The sequence below is a fragment of the Ruminococcus flavefaciens genome (genome assembly GCF_900116855.1).
Lineage (GTDB): Bacteria > Bacillota > Clostridia > Oscillospirales > Ruminococcaceae > Ruminococcus > Ruminococcus flavefaciens_R.
On sequence record NZ_UETD01000005.1, the window covers coordinates 71,534 to 87,712 of the forward strand.

19 protein-coding genes and 1 other annotated feature are annotated in these 16,179 nt (G+C 50.6%); of the genes, 1 reads left to right on the plus strand and 18 read right to left on the minus strand.

Annotated features, from left to right (window positions below; all coding sequences use genetic code 11):
* Positions 1 to 28: 28 nt before the first annotated feature.
* The 8 genes from ilvN to DSZ37_RS06055 all read right to left on the minus strand — a co-directional run bounded on the left by ilvN (position 29) and on the right by DSZ37_RS06055 (position 7,613).
* Entirely contained in the window at positions 29 to 529 is a 501-nt protein-coding gene (gene ilvN, locus DSZ37_RS06025; RefSeq protein ID WP_028519502.1) for an acetolactate synthase small subunit, read from the minus strand.
* A 10-nt stretch (positions 530 to 539) separates the two neighbouring features.
* Positions 540 to 2,222, minus strand: a complete 1,683-nt coding sequence (ilvB, locus tag DSZ37_RS06030) for a biosynthetic-type acetolactate synthase large subunit (protein WP_109726045.1) — start codon at positions 2,220 to 2,222, stop codon at positions 540 to 542.
* 346 nt (positions 2,223 to 2,568) lie between these two features.
* Positions 2,569 to 4,236, minus strand: coding sequence for a 2-isopropylmalate synthase (locus DSZ37_RS06035; protein WP_109726046.1), 1,668 nt, complete (start codon positions 4,234 to 4,236; stop codon positions 2,569 to 2,571).
* A 74-nt stretch (positions 4,237 to 4,310) separates the two neighbouring features.
* Positions 4,311 to 4,561, minus strand: a binding site (T-box leader).
* Positions 4,562 to 4,721: 160 nt separating this feature from the next.
* A complete protein-coding gene (locus tag DSZ37_RS06040) occupies positions 4,722 to 4,982 on the minus strand; it encodes a hypothetical protein (RefSeq protein ID WP_109726047.1) in 261 nt (86 codons plus the stop codon).
* Positions 4,983 to 5,036: 54 nt separating this feature from the next.
* Positions 5,037 to 5,180, minus strand: coding sequence for a WxxxWxxW domain-containing protein (locus tag DSZ37_RS17655; protein WP_173328644.1), 144 nt, complete (start codon positions 5,178 to 5,180; stop codon positions 5,037 to 5,039).
* Positions 5,180 to 5,854: a TIGR00266 family protein gene (locus DSZ37_RS06045; protein ID WP_109726048.1), complete on the minus strand. Its 675-nt coding sequence runs from the start codon at positions 5,852 to 5,854 to the stop codon at positions 5,180 to 5,182. Before DSZ37_RS06045 ends, DSZ37_RS17655 begins: the two co-directional genes overlap by 1 nt.
* 56 nt (positions 5,855 to 5,910) lie before the next feature.
* A complete protein-coding gene (locus DSZ37_RS06050) occupies positions 5,911 to 6,894 on the minus strand; it encodes a biotin--[acetyl-CoA-carboxylase] ligase (RefSeq protein ID WP_181380257.1) in 984 nt (327 codons plus the stop codon).
* Positions 6,895 to 7,082: 188 nt separating this feature from the next.
* Complete coding sequence (locus DSZ37_RS06055; protein WP_109726050.1) at positions 7,083 to 7,613, minus strand: hypothetical protein; 531 nt, start codon at positions 7,611 to 7,613, stop codon at positions 7,083 to 7,085.
* Positions 7,614 to 7,723: 110 nt separating this feature from the next.
* Here DSZ37_RS06055 and spoIVB point away from each other — a divergent pair, with 110 nt between their 5' ends.
* A complete protein-coding gene (gene spoIVB, locus DSZ37_RS06060; RefSeq protein WP_109726051.1) occupies positions 7,724 to 8,950 on the plus strand; it encodes a SpoIVB peptidase in 1,227 nt (408 codons plus the stop codon).
* Positions 8,951 to 9,007: 57 nt separating this feature from the next.
* Here spoIVB and DSZ37_RS06065 read toward each other — a convergent pair whose 3' ends face one another.
* From DSZ37_RS06065 to DSZ37_RS06110, 10 genes are all read right to left on the minus strand, one after another.
* Positions 9,008 to 9,280: an HPr family phosphocarrier protein gene (locus DSZ37_RS06065; protein ID WP_019679940.1), complete on the minus strand. Its 273-nt coding sequence runs from the start codon at positions 9,278 to 9,280 to the stop codon at positions 9,008 to 9,010.
* Between the two features lie 365 nt (positions 9,281 to 9,645).
* On the minus strand, positions 9,646 to 10,344 hold the full coding sequence (gene trmD / locus DSZ37_RS06070; protein WP_109726052.1) for a tRNA (guanosine(37)-N1)-methyltransferase TrmD: 699 nt from the start codon (positions 10,342 to 10,344) through the stop codon (positions 9,646 to 9,648).
* Between the two features lie 51 nt (positions 10,345 to 10,395).
* Entirely contained in the window at positions 10,396 to 11,121 is a 726-nt protein-coding gene (locus DSZ37_RS06075) for a hypothetical protein (protein WP_109726053.1), read from the minus strand.
* A gap of 54 nt (positions 11,122 to 11,175) precedes the next feature.
* Positions 11,176 to 11,766 (minus strand): hypothetical protein, encoded by a 591-nt coding sequence (locus DSZ37_RS06080; protein ID WP_431768064.1) that lies wholly within the window; start codon positions 11,764 to 11,766, stop codon positions 11,176 to 11,178.
* 1 nt (position 11,767) lies between these two features.
* Positions 11,768 to 12,271, minus strand: coding sequence for a ribosome maturation factor RimM (rimM, locus tag DSZ37_RS06085; protein ID WP_028519491.1), 504 nt, complete (start codon positions 12,269 to 12,271; stop codon positions 11,768 to 11,770).
* A gap of 36 nt (positions 12,272 to 12,307) precedes the next feature.
* Positions 12,308 to 12,913 (minus strand): helix-turn-helix domain-containing protein, encoded by a 606-nt coding sequence (locus tag DSZ37_RS06090; RefSeq protein WP_109726054.1) that lies wholly within the window; start codon positions 12,911 to 12,913, stop codon positions 12,308 to 12,310.
* Positions 12,914 to 13,141: 228 nt separating this feature from the next.
* Positions 13,142 to 14,581, minus strand: coding sequence for an adenylosuccinate lyase (purB, locus tag DSZ37_RS06095; protein ID WP_109726055.1), 1,440 nt, complete (start codon positions 14,579 to 14,581; stop codon positions 13,142 to 13,144).
* 170 nt (positions 14,582 to 14,751) lie between these two features.
* Positions 14,752 to 15,447 carry a hypothetical protein gene (locus tag DSZ37_RS06100; RefSeq protein WP_109726056.1) on the minus strand — a complete coding sequence of 232 codons (696 nt, stop codon included), beginning with the start codon at positions 15,445 to 15,447 and terminating at the stop codon, positions 14,752 to 14,754.
* Between the two features lie 47 nt (positions 15,448 to 15,494).
* On the minus strand, positions 15,495 to 15,866 hold the full coding sequence (locus DSZ37_RS06105; RefSeq protein ID WP_109726057.1) for a hypothetical protein: 372 nt from the start codon (positions 15,864 to 15,866) through the stop codon (positions 15,495 to 15,497).
* Between the two features lie 75 nt (positions 15,867 to 15,941).
* Complete coding sequence (locus DSZ37_RS06110) at positions 15,942 to 16,175, minus strand: hypothetical protein (protein ID WP_109726058.1); 234 nt, start codon at positions 16,173 to 16,175, stop codon at positions 15,942 to 15,944.
* Positions 16,176 to 16,179: the final 4 nt, after the last annotated feature.

The window sequence follows — 16,179 nt, forward strand, 5'->3', positions numbered from 1 at the left end:
ATATTTGCCGCGGAGCCGTTCCGCTTTGTTATTTCACTGTCTTGAGGCAGTTCTCGCCCCTCTCGATAGCCACGATACCCGTGCGGCACATCTCCATGATGCCGTAGGGCTTGAGAAGCTGGATAAAAGCGTCTATCTTTGATGTCTCGCCCGTGAGCTCGCATACAAGAGCCGTGGGGGAATAGTCAACTATCTTTGAGCGGAATATCTCAACTGCCGTCATGATATCCTGTCTTATCTCTGTCTTGTTCCTTACCTTGATGAGTAGGAGCTCCCTGATAACGGTATCCTTGCTGTCCAGCACCTCTACCTCTCTGACGTCATGGAGCTTCTGGAGCTGCTGGAGTATACGCTCCTTGATGTCCTCGTCGCCGTGAAAGGCTATGGTTATACGGGAAAAACCGCTTGACTCAGTCTCTCCCACGGTAAGGCTGTCGATGTTGAAGCCGCGTCTGGTGAACATTCCCGAAACTCGTGAAAGAACACCCGAAACGTTGGCAACTATAACTCCTATTACATACTGATCCATAACTGTCACCTCACTTTATCTCAGTAATTATGTCGTCAACCGAGCCCTCGGGAGGAAGCATGGGAAGAACGAACTCGTCGCAGTCAACTGCACAGTCAATGACGAATGGTCCGTCGCAGGCGAAGGCTCTCTCCGCCAGCTTTTCAAGCTCCTCGTTGGTCGCGGCTCTGCCGCCCTCTGCACCGAAAGCTTCTGCCAGCTTTACGAAGTCGGTCTTTCTGTTGAAGGTGGTGCAGGAGTAGTGCTTGTCGAAGAAAAGTGTCTGCCACTGGCGCACCATGCCCAGCACTCCGTTGTTCATGATGACGATGGTAACGGGAGTCTGCTGTGATACGGCAGTAGCCAGCTCATTGAGGTTCATGCCGAAGCTGCCGTCGCCCGTAAAGAGTACGGCGCGTCTGCCCGTAGCTGCACAGGCGCCTATGGCTGCACCCAGACCGTAGCCCATGGTGCCGAGACCGCCGCTGGTGAGGAAGGTACGGGGCTTTTTCAGAGGGTATCTCTGAGCGGTCCACATCTGATGCTGACCTACGTCTGTGGCGATGATGGCATCATCGCCTGCGTGAGCGCTTATAATGTCAACGATGTCATAGGGGTGAAGGAAGCCGCTTTTGGGCTTTCTTGCGGAGGCTGTCCTTGCAGCCTCCTCCTTTTTCAGCTCCTCGATGCGCTGAGTCCACTGAGGGTGCTTTTTCTCCTCTGTCATGGCGATAAGGCGCTCTGCAGCGTCTCTTATATCGCCCCTTATGGCGAGGTCTGCGTTGATGTTCTTGTGGAGCTCCGCTCCGTCTATGTCGATATGGATTATGCTGAAATGCTTTGCATAGCGGGACTTGTTTCCCGTAGCTCTGTCGCTGAAACGTGCTCCAAGAGCTATTACAAGGTCAGCCTCGTCCTCAGCGATGGAGGAGGCGTAATGTCCGTGCATACCCTGCATACCGAGGAATTTCGGGTGGTCGCAGGGAACTGCGGAAAGTCCCATAAGTGAGCAGCCCATAGGTGCGTCTATCTGCTCCGCCAGAGCGATTATCTGAGCGGAAGCCTTGCCGCTGATGACTCCGCCGCCGAAGTAGATATAAGGTCTCTCGGCATTGTTTATCATTTCGGCAGCCTTTTTCAGCTTCTCCTCGGAGGCGAAGGTGATAGGATAGGGGATAACGGGCTGCGGATTTGCCTCGAATTCAAAGAGGGCGGTCTGAACGTCCTTGGGGATATCCACCAGCACAGGACCGGGACGTCCCGATTTGGCTATTTTGAAGGCTGTGCGGAGAGTGTCCGCCAGCTCGCTGATATCCTTGACGATGAAGTTATGCTTGGTGATAGGCATGGTCACGCCGACTATGTCCACCTCCTGAAAGCTGTCCCTTCCGATGAGCTCGCAGGGAACGTTTCCCGTTATGGCGACCATGGGGACAGAGTCCAGAGCCGCTGTAGCTATGCCTGTTACGAGGTTTGTGGCGCCGGGACCAGATGTGGCAATGACAACGCCCACCTTTCCCGTAGCCCTTGCGTAGCCGTCTGCGGCGTGAGCCGCGCCCTGCTCATGGGCAGAGAGTATCTGCTTTATGCGGTCGCGGGCAGTGTAGAGCTCGTCAAACAGGTCGATGACCTGTCCTCCCGGATAGCAGAAAATAGTATCACAGCCCTGCTCGATAAGTGTCTCAACAACGATTTTTGCACCTGAAATTTTCATAGTATCAAAATCCTTTACTTTAATGTCTTGTATCTGATGTAAAACAAAAGCCCTCCGACATTCTGTCGGAGGGCAAGGCTTCTTTGTAACAACTGATATACAGCTATATATCAGGCAAGAGCGCCGTTCGGACAGAACGAAAAGAGACCGCAGCCGTTCACGCTGATGACTGCGCCCGAAATAATGACATGACCTGTTTTCATAACAACGATCTTCATTATTCTTCGCTCCCTTCTGATAATATATCTGAATTATAACACTTTGCAGGTGCAAAATCAATAAGAAGCGGCATTTTTCGGGGAATATTCTCTGTGTATGTGATTTTCAACGGTTCTATTTGTGCGATTTAACGAGTTTTTGTCAGCATATTGTTTACCGCGCTGACGAGAGCCTTTACAGAGGAGGTGATGATATCGTTGTCTATGCCTGTTCCCCAGAAGCTCTTTCCGTCTCCTGCGATTATCTCCACATAGGACACAGCCTTTGAAGCCGAACCTACTTCAAGGGCGTGTTCGGAGTAGGTGTTCAGGCTGTATTCTGCTCCCGTATATGAGCGGATAGCGTTGCTGACGGCGTCAAGACGACCGTTACCCATATCGGTGACGGTGACGTTCCTGCCGTTATAGCTGAAGCTGATGGTAGCTTCGATGCCGTCGCGCTGAACGAAGTGGGTCTCGGTGATATTGATGGGAGTTACGATATCCACATAGTTGGTCTTGAAGATCTCGTAGACCTCGTCGGGAAGGAGCTCCTTGTGCTTGTGGTCGGAAACGCTTTTGACCAGATATCCCACGCTCTCGCGCATCTTCTTGGGCAGGTCATAGCCGAATCGTGTCTCCAGTATATAGCCGATACCGCCCTTGCCCGACTGGCTGTTGATGCGGATAACGTCTGCCGAATACTCTCTGCCAACGTCCTCGGGGTCCAGAGGCAGATAGGGAACGGTCCAGTATTGGGTATGCCCCTCCTCGCGCCATTTCATGCCCTTGGCGATAGCGTCCTGATGAGAGCCGCTGAATGCTGCGAATACCAGCTTGCCAGAATAGGGCTGGCGCTCGTTGATGTTCATGCGCGTCACTCGGGTATACAGCTCGGATATGGAGGGTATATCGCCGAATTCCAGCTGCGGGTCAACGCCCTGTGAGTACATATTCATAGCAAGGGTAACTATATCCACATTTCCTGTGCGCTCGCCGTTTCCGAAGAGAGTTCCCTCAACACGGTCGGCGCCTGCCAGCAGACCCATTTCCGTGTCCGCAACTGCACAGCCGCGGTCGTTGTGGGGGTGGAGGGAGACTATGACGTTCTCGCGGTATTTCAGGTTGTCGCACATATACTCTATCTGATTGGCGTAGACATGGGGCATGGACAGCTGCACTGTTACGGGGAGGTTGATTATCACCTTGTCATCGGCAGTGGGCTCCCATACGTCCAGCACGGCGTTGCATATCTCAAGAGCGAACTCGGGCTCGGTGCCTGTGAAGCTCTCGGGAGAGTACTCAAAGCGGAAATTGCCCTCGTACTTTTCGCGGTACTCCTTGCAGAGCTTTGCACCGCTGACAGCGATGTCGATTATCTCCTCTTTGCTCTTGCGGAATACCTGCTCTCGCTGAGCTACGGAGGTGGAGTTATAGAGGTGGACGATGGCGTTCTTGCAGCCCTTCAGCGCCTCAAAGGTCTTTTCGATGATGTGCTCTCTTGACTGTGTCAGCACCTGAATGGTCACATCGTCGGGTATGAGGTCCTGCTCGATGAGTGTGCGGCAGAAGTCGTATTCGGTCTCGGACGCCGCAGGGAAGCCGATCTCGATCTCCTTGAATCCGATATCCACCAGCATCTGGAAGAACTCCAGCTTTTCACCCAGACTCATGGGGATTATCAGTGCCTGATTGCCGTCGCGGAGATCCACGCTGCACCAGATGGGCGCCTTGTCAACGTATGAACGCTTTGTCCATTTCATCTCAGTTGCAGGCGCTTCAAAAAACTGTCTTGTGTACTTATTGACGTTATTCATATAAAAACCTCCATTCCGATCCGTTTTGCCGACTGTATGAAGGGTAATAAAAAAGTCTCCTCCATGCGCGGCATGGAAGAGACGAAGTTACTTGCAATACTCCGTGGTACCACTCTTCTTGATGTAAGAATACACCCACTCATCTGCGTCGGATCAACGCATATCTCTGTAACGGGAGCGCCCGTCCGAGCCTACTTGAAGCCGTGCTTCTTTGGGTCGGCTGCTCGGGGAGGAGTTATTTCTCATACCTGCATACTGCCTTTCACCAAACGGCAGCTCTCTGTGATGCCATGATACAAGCTTTTATTCCCTTCATCGCATTTATTGATTTCATTGTACAACGAAAAATCCCTTTTGTCAAGCCCCTGATGTGATTTTTTTACAAAAAATCACTAAGCCGACAGCCTTCAGCGTAAAAAGGCGGCAAGCCGCGAAGAAGAAGGTGCTGAAGGCTGTCGGCTATGATAAAAGGAGCTTTGCTCCTTTTATCTGTCAGGGGCTTTGCTGCCGCAATCGGGGCAGAAATTTGTAGTGCAGTCCTTTCCGCAGGTGCATTTCCAAGGCGTTACGGGAGCCTTTGCACCGCAGTCGGGACAGAATTTAGTCTCGTTCGTCCTGCCGCAGGAGCAGAGCCACACATTGACCGACCATGCAGGGGCGGGATGCATTTCCGCTGCCATACGGAACAGGTCATCGGCTCTTGTCATATACTGAAGTCCCATAACGGGGAAACCGTAGATAAACATAGTCGGCACCTCACTTTTTCTGAAAACGGGTGTGAGTGATAACGTGGGATCGGTTTACTGCTGAGACTTTATATAGTCCACCAGTCTGTATACTCCATAGAACACCCAGATGATCCATGAGATCGCCCAGAGTCCTGTGAATACACTGAAAAGCAGGTATATGACCGCAACAGCGACTGCAATGAACCAGTGCTTCATCAGCGCTTGGGAGCCAGTGAGAGCACCTTGCCTGCGAAGTCGTTGAAGTTCTGGGTCTGGAGGATGATCTTTCCGGGACCTGTAAGACGTGTGAGGAAGAGTCCCTCGCCGCCGAGGAAGATATTGCCGAGGCCCTTTACAGTCTCGATCTCGTACTGAACAGTGGGCTCAAAGGCAACAACATTACCTGTGTCCACCTTGATGACCTCGCCGGGGTTCAGGTAGCGCTCTACCATATCGCCGTCTACTTCGAGGAAAGCCATGCCCTGACCGAAGAGCTGCTGAAGGATAAAGCCCTCGCCGCCGAAAAGGCCTGCCGTGAACTTCTTGGTGAAGATCGCCTTGAGGTCAACTGTCTGTTCTGCGCAGAGGAAAGCGCCCTTCTGGCAAATGAGACCTGCCTGAGATATATTAACGGGAACCACAGAGCCGGGAACTGTTGAGCCGAAAGCTATCTTAGCGCCTGCGACCTCTGCGGTGTAATTAGCCATGAAAATTGATTCGCCTGTGAACATTCTTCCGAGGCTTCTTCCGAGGCCTCCTCTTGCGTTTGTTGTCATCTTGATACCCTGTGACTGCCAGATCATTCCGCCTGACTGGGTAAACATTGATTCGCCTGCGTTGAGTTCACATTCAACAGCAGGAACTGTCTGACCGATAATAGTATATCTCATACGGACATACCCTCCTTATTAAATAAAATATATTAAAGCGGAGGAGCCGAGCTCCTTCACACTTTTATCCTGCAAAGATTTGCCTCGCCCGAGCTGAGCTCTCTTATCTCACCCGAGGGCATTCTTACGATAAGATTGGCGTTATCGCCGATACCGAGGGCTTCACCCACGATGGCCTCCGTGCCCACATTGGCTGTGATGATATTTCCTGTGAGCATTTCCCTTTCGCGGTAACGGATAAGGAAGCTCCTGTCCTCTATCCTGCCGAGGTATATTTCCAGCCTGTTGAGCAGCTCCGCGCAGAGCCTGTTCCTGTTTATTGCAAGACCTGTTTCATCCTCGATAGAGGTAGCAGTCTTTTTCAGCTCGCTGTCGAAGCTGTCGCCCACCTTTCTGACATTTATGCCTATGCCTATGACGGCGCAGTCCAGCATTCTCATTTCAAGACCCAGAGAGGCTTCCGTGAGTATTCCGCATATCTTCTTGCCGTTCATATACAGGTCGTTGACCCATTTTATCATGACCTGACTGCCGCAGAATGTCTCGACAGCTTCAGCCGCCGCACAGGCAGCCGCCGCAGTTATCATTGGTGCAAAGCTGAGGTCGAAATGGGGACGCACCAGCACACTGAGATATATGCCCTTTCCCGAGGGCGACTCAAAATGCCTGCCTATCCTGCCCTTTCCCGCAGTCTGCCTGTCGGCGATGACCGTGGTACCGTTGGGAGCCTTTTCTGTCTCCAGCTCGCGGCAGATATTATTGGTGGAGTCCACAGTGTCGTACACCTTCATGACCCTGCCTATCTCCTTGGTGTTGAGATAGGGAGTTATAAGGCTTTCCGAAAGAATATTGTTGTCGTTATTGAGTCTGTATCCTTTTGACGTAACTGAGGTGATAGAAAAACCCTCTGCCTCCAGAGCTTTTACCGCTTTCCAGACGGCATTTCGGCTCACGCCCAGCTTCTCGGCAAGAGCAGCTCCCGAAATGAATTGACCGCCTGCATTGGCAAGGGTTGAGAGCAATTCGGTTTTTACGTTCATGATCGCGGATGTTCCTTTCGGTATTATTAACAATATTCTACCACAAAAAAACATATAATGCAAGATAAATACAGAAAAAGAGGAGAAAAAACAGTTATGCCAAACAAAAAAGGACGGTATTCCCGTCCTTTATGGTATATAATTTTATCAGAAGCAGCTCTTGGAGCTGTGTGCTGTTGCGGCAGCTTTCAGACGATGGGCGGTGCAGGAGCGTTTTTTTTCGCAAGCTTACGGGCTTTTAGGGCACGGCGCTGCTCTCTCAGGTCATAGGAGCAGAGCTGCACCGCGGCTATGACTGCTGCCATGACGGCAGGGATGATGCAGGGGAGTAGCCTCGCGGCATACATTCCGCTGACAGGGGATAGTGTGTACTTGTCTGTCCAGCCGCTTGTGTCGGCGTGGTCCGTGAGTATTTTCAGCATGGCGAGACAGAGGATAAGCCCCACCACGGAGAGGACTGCCGAGAGGATATTCGGAAGATTTTTCCTGAAAAGGCACAAAATGGCTCCCACTGTCATAAATATGGCGGAAAAAATCATGAATATTCCTGTTTTTGCCATGTTATCACCGTAGCTTTCACGGTTATAGAGAAGTCCCGAGCCTGCAAGAACAGGCATGGCACAGGAAAAAACAAGGCTCAGCACCAGCATGACCGCTTTTGCGGCTGTCATAAGGGGAGAGCGCTTCCGCGGCATTTTTTTCATATTTTTTGCGTTCATTTTTTACTCCACATGAATATTGCGGCTGTGTGTAATTCTCAGACATAATCGCAGTCCGCCGCTGTATAATAAATATGTTCCCGCGGGAACATGAAAGAAAGGGAAGAAAAATGCGATTGAAAAGAAAAATTATAAAAACTGCTGCGGCACTATTATCTGCGGCTTTTTTAGGATTATACGGCACAGCAGGGTATTATTCCGCCCGATTGCCCGACGTTATCACGGCGGAACGGGCAGAGGATATAAAAATAGCGGGATTTCCCGAGCTGAGCTGCTGTACTGACACAGAGGCGGCTATACCTGCCGCGCAGACCTGTTCGGACACAGAACGTGTCACGCTTTCGCTTTTCGGGGCAATTCCCGTTAAAAATGTTGAAGTTCACAGGGAGGAAGCTCCCGTTTTTGCTGTGGGAGGACGCCCCTTCGGCATAAAGCTCCTTATGGAGGGCGTCATGGTCACGGGTCTTGGCGACATCGAGACTTCCAAGGACGGCTGTATCTGTCCTGCAAAGGAAGCGGGGATACAGAAAGGTGATGTCATACGCCGTGCAGACGGCGTGGAGCTCACCTCCAACGATCAGCTTCAGGAGCTCATATCGTCATCCTGCGGAAAAGTCATAGAGCTTTCCGCAGACCGTGACGGAGAAAGCTTTACCGCATACCTCCAGCCTGTTATGTCCCGACGGAGCGGAGGCTGGAAGGGCGGTATGTGGGTCCGCGACAGTATTGCAGGCATTGGCACCATGACATTTTTTGACAAGGAAACAGGCAGCTTTGTCGGACTTGGGCACCCCATATGCGATTCCGACACAGGAGGGATAGTTCCTGTTCACAGCGGTGAAGCTGTTCCTGTTGATATAACCGAAGTAAAGCGCGGTGCGCGGGGACTTCCGGGAGAGCTCCGCGGAGCATTCTCAAAGAGCGGAAGCTTCGGTATCCTTGACCGTAACAAGTCAAGCGGCATATACGGACACCTCTCCCCCGAGGCACTTGCCACGATCTCTGAAAGCTGTGAGGAATTCACAATGGCACGCCGACAGGAGGTCGGCACGGGGGCGGCGGAGATATACGCCACGGTCGATGGTGAAACACCCGAGAGGTACTCAGCCGAGATAGTCAGTGTTGACTACGGCAGCGTCGGGACCTCCAAGAATATGGTGATACGCATAACCGATGAGAGGCTTATTGAGCGCACGGGCGGCATAGTGCAGGGCATGAGCGGCAGTCCCGTTATCCAGAACGGAAAGCTTGCGGGGGCTGTTACCCATGTATTTGTAGCTGACCCGACTCAGGGCTATGGCATATTTGCGGAAAACATGGCGGAGGGCATGAAATAGCCTTTCCGACAATAAAAGCGGGCGTTACGGAAAGTAACGCCCCAAGTTTTTTGTTGATTATCTGTTTTCTTCGCTGAAACCGCTGTCAACGAGTTCGATAAGAGCGTCAACTGCTGCCTTCTCGTCAGCTCCGTCAGCGATAACCTTAACATTTGTACCGCCTACGATACCGAGAGAAAGAATTCCGAGCAGGCTCTTAGCGTTTACTCTGCGTTCTTCTTTTTCGATCCAGATTGATGACTTGAACTCATTAGCCTTCTGAATAAAGAAGGTTGCAGGTCTTGCATGAAGTCCAACCTGATTCTTAACCATTACTTCTCTTACAAACATATACAACTCTCCTATTCTCTGTATTACAGCCCCTCTCAACAGGACTGCGTTGCCGTTTGCAAATATGTTTCACTTGCTGATATCATTATACAATCATTTTTTCTCCTCGTCAACGGATTTTTGCGATTAAACACCATCTTTTCGTTAAATTCTACATTTAGATTAAATGTGAATGAAATTTTATCAACAAGCTTGTTTATTATCACCACAAAAAAATGTTGACAGTAATTGTTGAAAGTGCATATTTTTCAACATTGGAATATGTTGAATTCTTCTAAGTGGAGAATGTTTTTTTGTATATACAGCCAGTTAATATGTGGAACAGCAATAAATGAGAAGAGGGAAAATCCCACCGCAAATTCTGGTCAGTCATTTTCAGCTTTATATTTAGCTAAAAGATCGGGTCTTCTTTCAGCTGTTATTTTAAGGCTCTGTTCATGTCTCCACGCCTCGATGTTCTTGTGATGGCCCGAAAGCAGCACAGGGGGAACAGCCTCGCCCTCCCAGACCTCGGGGCGTGTATACTGCGGATACTCCAGCAGACCGCTGTAAATGCTCTCGTCGGTGAAGCACACCTCGTCGGAGAGGACTCCGTCGCACATACGGGCTACTGCGTCCGCCACCACCATTGCAGGCAGCTCGCCGCCTGTCAGTACATAGTCGCCGATGGACAGCTCCTCGTCCACGATCTTGTCGATAACGCGCTGATCCACGCCCTCATAATGACCGCAGATGATGAGGATATTGTCCATTTTTGACAGCTCCACAGCACGTTTCTGGTCGAAAACTCTGCCCTTGGGAGACATATATATAGTATGGGGCTTGGCACCCAGCTCCTCACAGACTGCCTTGTAGCAGTTGTAGATGGGCTCGCACTGCATGACCATACCCATGCCCCCTCCGTAGGGAGTATCGTCCACGCGGCGGTGCTTGTCGAGGGTGTATTCTCTTATCTGGCGGCAGTGAAGGCTGAGCTTTCCTGCACGTCTTGCGCGTCCCACGATGCTCTCGCCGAGAACGGCTTCGCACATTTCGGGAAAGAGAGTTGCTATCTCAATATGCATATTTTTCTCCTTTTCAAGAACACAGGACCGCCGAAGCGGTCCCTTTATAGTTTATTCCGTGAGCTTTATCTTTCCTGCAATGGAAAGTATCTCATCTTTGTCGGTAAAGCTGAGAATGATAATGTATCTCTTGTGCTTGTTTTTCTCGGGATACACATTGATAACGGCTTCTTTGCCGCTTTCGGCGTCCTCGGAGATCAGCATGAAGCCGTGATAGCCCACGCCGTCCACTATGTAATGCTCAAGTGGCGTGTTCCCTCTGACAAAGTTTTCGTTCTTTATGCTCATCATCTTGCTGAAGGTCTTGGCGTTCTTCATGTCGTGGATATCGAAGTCGTCCATGGTAAGTGAGCAAACCAGCTTTACAAATTCATAGTTGGTCTCGGGAGTTGTCTTCTTCACAGCCTTGCAGTAGCGGTCAAGGTCCTCGTGGGAGATGTTGGTCCTGTCGAGGAAGTCGTAGTTGTCACCGAGAGTCTCGGCGTATATGGAAACAGTATGGCTGCCGTCCTTGTTTTCCCAGAGCGCCTGATTTTTGTCATTGGTGCGCTGAGCCTCCATATCGCCCCACGCTGTCAGACGTATGCCCAGATTGGCGTAGTCGGCGCTGTTTTCGGGGATGTCGGGAGAGGCTATGGGCAGCTCGTGGGTGAGGCTTTCGCGGAACTCGAGGTCGTGGGTACACTTATAATAATAAGGTATGCCGGGGAAGAAGTAAGCTCCGACGCCGATAGCTATAACGATGAGCAGAAACAGTATGCCTAAGAATTTTTTCATGATGAGTGCCTCCTTTTGGCGGTATTCCGCCGTTTTTCTTTTGTTCTTTGTTCTTTATATCTCTTTTTCTATATCTTTTTTATGCATGAGATGAATGCCTATGTGACCTATGCCCAGTATCACCGCCGCCGCAGTAAGAAAGACATTGCAGGCGTAAATTCCCAGAAGGAACACGGCAAAAACGGGAAGCGAGGCTCCTGCCAGCGGAAAACCGCAGTAGTCCGAGTACATATCCGCCAGAGTGCGGGTGCTTCGGAAATATTTCCGCCAGTAGAGCTCGTAGAGTAACATTAGTATAAGTGCAAGTATCATGTAGCCCGATCTCGGTGAGAGCGAGAAGCTGTCAAGCCGTCTGTCGATAAGCACCAGAGTCGATACCAGCGCTTCGCCTGCGCGTTCAAGCGACAGAAGAACCTTGTTCTCGCGCTTTGAAGCCTCCTCGTAGCCCTCGGGCTGATTTTTGCCCCAGATGATATTAGGTATGAACAGCATGAGAAGGAAAACTATCCCCACAACTGAAATACCCCATTTCGGCAGCCTGAACCAGCTTTCGGGGAGACCGCCGCTCACTGACAGAGACCATGCTGCAATAGCTGCAAAAGCCGCACACAGCGCTGACAGAGCGATGATATTGCTCTTTTTCATATCAGTCGAAAAGTCCGTCCAGAGGGCGGATAGTCATAACGCCGCCGTCTATGTCCGTGGAGATGACCACATCTCCGATAGCGGGCACAAGGTACTCGCGGTCCTCGCCCTTGATGACGTATACGTCGTTGGCGCCTGTCTGCATAACGTCGGCTATCTTGCCGTAGACCCTGTCCGTATCGGCGTCGCGTACCTCAAGACCGATGAGGTCCTGAATGAAGTAGGTGTCCTCGTCAAGCTCGAGGTCATCGCGGTGCATATACAGCACCTTGTTGCGGAGCTTCTCCGCCGCCTCGGGAGTGTCTATTCCCTCTATCTTGGCGATGACTGTATTCTTGAACACGCGGGAGCGCTCAATGAACACTTCCTCGTGGTTTTTTCCTATGAAAAGCCTGTCGAACTCTGCAAGGAGGTCGGGGCTGTCGGTATAGGGCATTATCTTCACTTCGCCCCGTATACCGTGGGTAGTGACTATCTTGCCCGCTTCCAGATATTCTTTTTTCATTTTATCTCCTTGGTCATACGGACGGATATATCTTAGTTAATGTGTAAGTCTGTGCTTGCAGTAAGAACGCTTGCCGCACTTGGGGCAGGTGAGCCTTCTCCTTGTTATAGTATGAGCACCGAAGATATAGCTCGCTGCAGACGGTACGAAGCGAGTTCCGCAGTGCTTGCACTCAAATGTACCGATGCTCATATCTGCCATAGCACCGACTGTGATACCGCCTGCCATGATAATACATGCTACTATGACAAGCAGTACTCTCTGCCATGTTTTAATGTCGGTCAAACCTGCGACTGCGATAATGGAGACGCACGCAAGTATAGTGATAACGAATGCGACTGCTTCAATGATAATTTTTCTGATGCTTTCTTCTTTTTCACGCATGATATTCATAATATTTTCCTCCGCTTTCTTTTTGTAGTCCTCATCGGGGATACGCTCGCCCGTGAGGAGCTCATTGACATTGATACCTAACTTTTCACAGAGGGGGAGCATAAGGGATACCTCGGGCATACCCTTGCCTGTCTCCCACTTGGAAACTGTCTTATCGCTGATAAGGAGTTCTTCCCCAAGCTGTTTCTGTGTAAGTCCTTTTTCTTTTCTCATCTGAGAGATGAATTTACCGATCTTTACCTGATCCATTCATGTGTCCTCCTTTCTGAGAAAAGTGTATCATGCTGCGGAGAAAAAGTACACCCATGAGCCGTAGAATTATGATAAAAAGCGGAGTCTACGCTTCGTAGAGTGCGTGAAATAGCCGATTTTGAGCCGTTAGCCTTTAGCCCTTAGCCGTAAAGTAGGGAACGGCGTCCCCCGCCGTTTCGCAAACACATAATTATTGCAGTGAAACGCCGCGGGGGCGCTCCGCGCTCAGTTTTTCATTTCAAAGCTTTCGCCGAGAATGTCCTTGTTGGCTTCCAGTATGGGCTTTATGCACTCAGCAAGGAACTCGTCCACCTGCTGTGAGCTTCTGCCTGTGTAGTTCTCGGGCTTGAGCACAGCGTCAAGTTCTTCCTTTGTTACCATGAACATGGGGTCGGCTTCGATGAGCTCGCAGAGATTGTTGTCGAGACCTCTTACCTTTACATTGGCGCCTGCCTCCATGGAGTAATCCATGATACGGTCGTGGAGCTCCTGACGGTTTCCGCCCTTCTTTACAGCGTCCATCATGATGTTCTCGCTTGCCATGAAGGGAAGCTCTGCCATGACGCGGCGGCGTATCATCTCGGGGTATACCACGATGCCGTTGGTGACGTTCATCATGATGTTGAGGATAGCGTCAACGCCGAGGAATGCCTCAGCAACGCTGATACGCTTGTTTGCGGAGTCGTCGAGAGTTCTCTCGAACCACTGTGTACCTGCTGTGAATGCAGGGTTGAGGCTGTCTATAATCACATAGCGTGCGAGGGAGGTTATTCTCTCACAGCGCATGGGGTTACGCTTGTAAGCCATAGCAGAAGAACCGATCTGCTTCTTCTCTCTGGGCTCCTCCATCTCCTTGAAGGACTGGAGGATACGCATATCGTTGGAGAATTTGCTTGCGGTCTGAGCGATATCGCTGAGGAGTTCAAGCACCTTTGAGTCCACCTTACGGGAGTAGGTCTGACCTGAAACGGGAACTACTGCGTCAAAGCCCATTTCCTCGGCTATCATCTTCTCAAGCTGCTTTATCTTGTCTGTGTCGCCCTCGAAAAGCTCCATGAAGGAAGCCTGAGTGCCTGTGGTGCCCTTTGAGCCGAGGAGCTTCAGTGTGGACATACGGTACTCGAGGTCCTCGAAGTCCATGAGGAACTCGTTGAGCCAGAGCGTAGCTCTCTTGCCCACAGTTGTGAGCTGAGCGGGCTGAAGATGTGTATATGCGAGACAGGGGAGAGACTTGTACTCCTCTGCGAACTTAGCCAGATTGTTCATGACGTTGATGAGCTTTCTGCGGACTATCTTCAGAGCGTCGCGCATGATGATAACGTCAGTGTTGTCGCCGACATAGCACGATGTAGCACCGAGGTGGATGATGCCTGCGGCGTCGGGACAAGCCTGACCGTATGTGAAAACATGAGCCATAACATCGTGGCGAGTTATCTTTTCGCGCTCGGCAGCCATTTCGTAGTCCACATCATTGATGTGCTCCTCCAGCTGCTTTACCTGAGCCTCGGTAACAGGGAGACCAAGCTTCATTTCGGCTCTTGCCAGAGCCACCCACAGCTTTCTCCATGTGGTGAACTTCTTATCGGCAGAGAAGACATACTGCATCTCCTCGCTGGCATAACGTGTACAGAAAGGGCTTTCATAGCTTTTGATATTACCGCTCATTTGAAATGTTCTCCTTTAAAATTCATTTGCGTTTTTCGCATAAAATATCAATTTAATTATATCATTATAAGCTTCTCATGTCAATAAATAAAGGCGGCTTACAGCCGCCTTTATTTACAGAAATTTTTGCAGATTTTCTGTGAAAAATATACATTGCCAAAGAGCCGTATTCATATCTCGTCCATCTGACCCGTGGTGTGAGAGCTGTTGTAGCCAACAGGCTCCTGACCTGTTGCCCCCACGTCGGACATTGCATCGGAAGCAGTTCTCATGCGCCTTTCCATTTCTAACTGGTAGGGGTCCTTGATAGCACTGCCGCGCTTGTCCATTTCCTGCTCGAAGAACCTCTCGTTGAACTGAGGGAAGCCGTCAGCCTCCTCCAGCTTGTGGTAGGTGATGTTGGTGAAGATGTTCCAGACCGCCAGACTGCCCTCTATAACAGCCATTACAAGGTGTATCCAGCTGCACTTGCCTGCGATGTTGAATTTGAATATTCCCTGAGGTTCTTTGGGAGCAAGCACGAACAGTGCCGCCTGAACTATAAACAGTGTTGCGAGCAGTAATATCAGCGTCATATCCTTATGGCTGTAAAAGCTCTTGAGAGCCAGATAGGCTATGAGGGGACATTCAAACAGCGCGAAAAGGGCAGCTGTGAATGAACCTGTGAGAAAGCCGAATACAAATGCCACAAGGAAATAAATTATAAGCGGTATGAAATACACTATGCCCATGATGGAATAGTGTTTTTTGCAGCGGTTCAGCAGCGAGAGATTATGAGCGAACTCCTGTGATCTCAGGTTTCTGTTGAGAGCAAATTCCATAGATCTCTGTGCCTGATAGCGATCTGCCTCGGACTGTTCGTACATGATGAAGCCTCCTTTGATATCGTGTATGTATAGTGTTCGGTGGTGGATCAATAGGCTCCGTCGTCCATTTTCTTTGCCATGAAGCAGTAAACGATGGACAGAACCAGTGAGAAGATGGCAGACGCCTTGTTCTCGGTGGCTACGAACGACACGATGTTCAGCACCATCAGCGCTGCGGACAGCTTGAAGCACATATTATAGTTGCCTCTGAGGCCGCATATTGCCATATAGATGGTAAGTGCCACTGGGATGAGCGAGAGCACGATGACGAATACTGCCAGACCTCCGAGAGCGGCATCTCCGCCTGTTTTGCCCTCGGTGAGCGAGTTCGCTGCCACCGCAGCCGCTATTCCTACGATAGCTGCGATGCTGTTGACTACCAGTAAGAAGATAGTCATGATCTTGAATGCAAGTTTCATGTTTGATTTTCCTCCTATATCATGAAATAAATATATGACAGACCGCCGCCTGCGCGGAAGGCGGCAGGTATATCCTCAGATGATCCTGTCCGTGGTGTGGACGATGACTATGTTGTCGATCAACTCGAACCCCTCTGCGGCAGCTGCCGCAGGTACGCTGCTTACAGTGTTTTCAGCGATTGCATCCTGTGAAGCGGCGATCCCCTTTGCCTTTCGCTCCTTTTTGGCGATGATGCTCCACATGATGATGTTTATAATGACGAAAGCCGCAGCCGCTGCTGCGATAACCAGCAATTCGTCTCTTGTCATAGGA

What these genes read in the sequence shown, in the direction of transcription:
- ilvN (WP_028519502.1), bottom strand. Translation starts at nt 529, where the DNA reads ATGGATCAGTATGTAATAGGAGTTATAGTTGCCAACGTTTCGGGTGTT.
- ilvB (WP_109726045.1), bottom strand. Translation starts at nt 2,222, where the DNA reads ATGAAAATTTCAGGTGCAAAAATCGTTGTTGAGACACTTATCGAGCAG.
- DSZ37_RS06035 (WP_109726046.1), bottom strand. Translation starts at nt 4,236, where the DNA reads ATGAATAACGTCAATAAGTACACAAGACAGTTTTTTGAAGCGCCTGCA.
- DSZ37_RS06040 (WP_109726047.1), bottom strand. Translation starts at nt 4,982, where the DNA reads ATGTTTATCTACGGTTTCCCCGTTATGGGACTTCAGTATATGACAAGA.
- DSZ37_RS17655 (WP_173328644.1), bottom strand. Translation starts at nt 5,180, where the DNA reads ATGAAGCACTGGTTCATTGCAGTCGCTGTTGCGGTCATATACCTGCTT.
- DSZ37_RS06045 (WP_109726048.1), bottom strand. Translation starts at nt 5,854, where the DNA reads ATGAGATATACTATTATCGGTCAGACAGTTCCTGCTGTTGAATGTGAA.
- DSZ37_RS06050 (WP_181380257.1), bottom strand. Translation starts at nt 6,894, where the DNA reads ATGAACGTAAAAACCGAATTGCTCTCAACCCTTGCCAATGCAGGCGGT.
- DSZ37_RS06055 (WP_109726050.1), bottom strand. Translation starts at nt 7,613, where the DNA reads ATGAACGCAAAAAATATGAAAAAAATGCCGCGGAAGCGCTCTCCCCTT.
- spoIVB (WP_109726051.1), top strand. Translation starts at nt 7,724, where the DNA reads ATGCGATTGAAAAGAAAAATTATAAAAACTGCTGCGGCACTATTATCT.
- DSZ37_RS06065 (WP_019679940.1), bottom strand. Translation starts at nt 9,280, where the DNA reads ATGTTTGTAAGAGAAGTAATGGTTAAGAATCAGGTTGGACTTCATGCA.
- trmD (WP_109726052.1), bottom strand. Translation starts at nt 10,344, where the DNA reads ATGCATATTGAGATAGCAACTCTCTTTCCCGAAATGTGCGAAGCCGTT.
- DSZ37_RS06075 (WP_109726053.1), bottom strand. Translation starts at nt 11,121, where the DNA reads ATGAAAAAATTCTTAGGCATACTGTTTCTGCTCATCGTTATAGCTATC.
- DSZ37_RS06080 (WP_431768064.1), bottom strand. Translation starts at nt 11,766, where the DNA reads ATGAAAAAGAGCAATATCATCGCTCTGTCAGCGCTGTGTGCGGCTTTT.
- rimM (WP_028519491.1), bottom strand. Translation starts at nt 12,271, where the DNA reads ATGAAAAAAGAATATCTGGAAGCGGGCAAGATAGTCACTACCCACGGT.
- DSZ37_RS06090 (WP_109726054.1), bottom strand. Translation starts at nt 12,913, where the DNA reads ATGGATCAGGTAAAGATCGGTAAATTCATCTCTCAGATGAGAAAAGAA.
- purB (WP_109726055.1), bottom strand. Translation starts at nt 14,581, where the DNA reads ATGAGCGGTAATATCAAAAGCTATGAAAGCCCTTTCTGTACACGTTAT.
- DSZ37_RS06100 (WP_109726056.1), bottom strand. Translation starts at nt 15,447, where the DNA reads ATGTACGAACAGTCCGAGGCAGATCGCTATCAGGCACAGAGATCTATG.
- DSZ37_RS06105 (WP_109726057.1), bottom strand. Translation starts at nt 15,866, where the DNA reads ATGAAACTTGCATTCAAGATCATGACTATCTTCTTACTGGTAGTCAAC.
- DSZ37_RS06110 (WP_109726058.1), bottom strand. Translation starts at nt 16,175, where the DNA reads ATGACAAGAGACGAATTGCTGGTTATCGCAGCAGCGGCTGCGGCTTTC.